At 38.1% G+C, this 2,577-nt stretch carries 4 protein-coding genes; all 4 read left to right on the forward strand.

Going from position 1 to position 2,577, the window contains the following annotated elements; genetic code table 11:
• The first annotated feature begins 46 nt into the window (after positions 1 to 46).
• Entirely contained in the window at positions 47 to 481 is a 435-nt protein-coding gene (locus Q0296_RS00940; RefSeq protein ID WP_298035702.1) for an isoleucyl-tRNA synthetase, read from the forward strand.
• 49 nt (positions 482 to 530) lie between these two features.
• Positions 531 to 1,082 (forward strand): DUF507 family protein, encoded by a 552-nt coding sequence (locus Q0296_RS00945; protein WP_298035703.1) that lies wholly within the window; start codon positions 531 to 533, stop codon positions 1,080 to 1,082.
• Positions 1,082 to 2,200: a glutamine-hydrolyzing carbamoyl-phosphate synthase small subunit gene (gene carA / locus Q0296_RS00950; RefSeq protein ID WP_298035704.1), complete on the forward strand. Its 1,119-nt coding sequence runs from the start codon at positions 1,082 to 1,084 to the stop codon at positions 2,198 to 2,200. Before Q0296_RS00945 ends, carA begins: the two co-directional genes overlap by 1 nt.
• Positions 2,200 to 2,577, forward strand: a 378-nt coding sequence (locus tag Q0296_RS00955; protein ID WP_298035705.1) for a sulfite exporter TauE/SafE family protein, incomplete at its 3' end; no start/stop codon positions are given. The genes carA and Q0296_RS00955, both read left to right, overlap by 1 nt.

Raw genomic sequence — 2,577 nt, forward strand, 5'->3', positions numbered from 1 at the left:
ATATTAAAGCTTATATTTAATATAATCTCGCCCAAGAGGAGAGTTTATGAAAATTCTAAATGCTTTTTTTGCTGGCATCATATTTGTCCTTGCTCCTATTTTTACGCTATTTGTTGGACTTTACAACAATTACTTTTCATACTACGGTATAAATGAGTACTTTAACGCTATCTTTGTTGATAATGTACCTTTTTTGTGGCTTTTGCCTGTGTTTTTTATATTTGGATATTGTTTCTTTTACGCACCATTTAGTAGGATATTTAGAGGCTTTTATCTGCTCTTGCTCGTAGTTTGCGCACTTAGCTGGTACCCTAAATTTGGCTTAGAGCTTGGCAAAAATATCTTCACAAGCGAGCCAAAGAGCAGAGCCGTCACAGCAGAGAGCACAGTAGAAGTAAGTGGAAGAGATCTTTATATCGGACGAAAAGAAATTTATTTTTTAAGAAGTGATAATGATAAAGTCGTTAAAATTTCAAAGTAAAGTTTTACTTTTGTTTCGTTACAATGACACAAAAATTTAAAGGTTTAAAATGCGTATAAAACTTCCACACGTACCTTATGTCTCACATAAAATAGCAATAGATCTTTTAAATTGTGGTTTTGTAAAGTTAAACAAAGGTATCGAGCCAGTTGTGGCAAAGGCAAATGAAATTTTAAGTAACGACGTTCAAAAAGAAAGAGCTCTAGATGAGCGAGTAAATGAGCTTTTGGAGAAAAACGAGGATGAGATGCAAACTATGCAAATCGACCGCAAAAATATGTTTTGGCTCGTTAAAAAGAAGCTTGCAGGCGAATTTGACGTCATTTTAACTCACGAAGATAGATTTAGTAACGTCGCTCACAATATACTTGAGACTATTTGGAAGAGCGGGTTGGTTGACTACAGCGTATCTGAAAACCGCGTGAAAAACGTGATATATGGCTCGATAGATGAGTATCTAAAGAGCTATGAGAAGATAGAAGATAAAGTCTATGAGATGATGCAAAACTATAAACGCAAACTGATCCCAGGAACTGACGAATACGATCTCATTTTCGAGCGTTTATATCAAGATGAGCTTAAAAAAAGAGGAATGCTTTAATGAAAGCTTATATTTACATTGAAAATGGCGTTTTTTTAGAAGCAAAAGCCTTTGGTGCTCACGGTGAGTGCGCAGGCGAGCTAGTTTTCAATACCTCAATGACTGGCTATGAAGAGATCATGAGCGATCCAAGCTATGCTGGTCAGTTTATCGTCTTTACTATGCCAGAGATCGGCATCGTTGGCATAAACGAAGATGATATGGAGAGCCTTAGAATTCACGCAAGTGGCGTCATAATGAGAAGCTACAACGAGACTCCGTCAAACTACCGCTCGCAAAAATCTTTGGGTAAATTTTTCGAAGAGCAGGGTAAATTTGGCGTTTATGACGTAGATACTAGATATCTAACAAAGATGCTACGTGATGAGGGCGCTTTGATGGCATACATCTCAACGCAGATAAGCGACAAAGATGAGCTAAAACGCAGGCTCGAAAGTAGCGGACGCATAGAAAATATAAACTACGTAAAAACAGTCAGCGCTATGGACGAGTACGAGCATAAAAAAGGCGCTTGGGATAGAAATTTAAAGTCATATAAACCGCTAAAAAGTATCGGCAAAAAGATAGCTGTTTTTGACTTTGGTGTAAAGAGAAATATCCTAAATGAGCTATGTGAGACTGGCCTTGAGGTTATCGTGGTGCCACACGATACCAAGGCTGAGGTTTTGATAGAGAAATTTAAAAATGGCGAGATAAATGGTGTCTTTTTATCAAATGGCCCAGGCGAGCCAAAGAATTTAAAGGCTGAGATCGCTGAGATTAAGAAGATGATAGAGGCAAAGATCCCTATATTTGGCATCTGCCTTGGCCACCAGCTGCTTTCAAATGCCTTTGGATACGAGACATATAAACTTAAATTTGGTCAGCACGGAGCAAACCATCCAGTCTTAAATTTAGAGACAAAAGCGATCGAGATAACAACGCAAAATCACAACTACAACGTACCAGAGAGTATAGCAGAAGTGGCGGTTGTGACACATAGAAATTTATTTGACAATACGATCGAAGGCGTGAGATACAAAGACTATCCGATCTTTTCAGTCCAGCACCACCCAGAAGCAAGCGGCGGCCCTACTGAGAGCAAGTATATATTTAAGCAGTTTTTAGAAATTTTATAATGCAAGATATAAGCTTCTACACGATCATCGCGGTTGCTTTTATGAGTAGCTTTAGCCATTGTGTCGGTATGTGTAGTGGTTTTTTGAGCTTGCAGGCTCTATTTTTTAAAGGCAAAAGCAAGAGAGAAATTTTAATGCTAAGCACGCTTTACAACATGGCTAGAATTTCTGCTTATGTGGCTTTGGGCGCGTTATTTGGAGCTTTTGGAGCAGCCATTAGCTTTGGATTGCAAGCAAGAGGTGTTATATTTTTCATAGTTGGCTTAGTGATCGCATTTATCGGCATCGCCTTGCTTTTTAGGGGCGAGCTTTTAAAATTTATAGAAAACGAAAAAGCACTTAAATTTGTTGTAAAAATGGCAAAAGATAGGCTAAAC

Origin of the sequence: uncultured Campylobacter sp., assembly GCF_937890585.1 — a bacterium.
Lineage (GTDB): Bacteria > Campylobacterota > Campylobacteria > Campylobacterales > Campylobacteraceae > Campylobacter_A.

Excerpts from the sequence above, each read along its gene's own strand:
- carA (WP_298035704.1), top strand. The coding sequence starts at position 1,082 with ATGAAAGCTTATATTTACATTGAAAATGGCGTTTTTTTAGAAGCAAAA.
- Q0296_RS00940 (WP_298035702.1), top strand. The coding sequence starts at position 47 with ATGAAAATTCTAAATGCTTTTTTTGCTGGCATCATATTTGTCCTTGCT.
- Q0296_RS00945 (WP_298035703.1), top strand. The coding sequence starts at position 531 with ATGCGTATAAAACTTCCACACGTACCTTATGTCTCACATAAAATAGCA.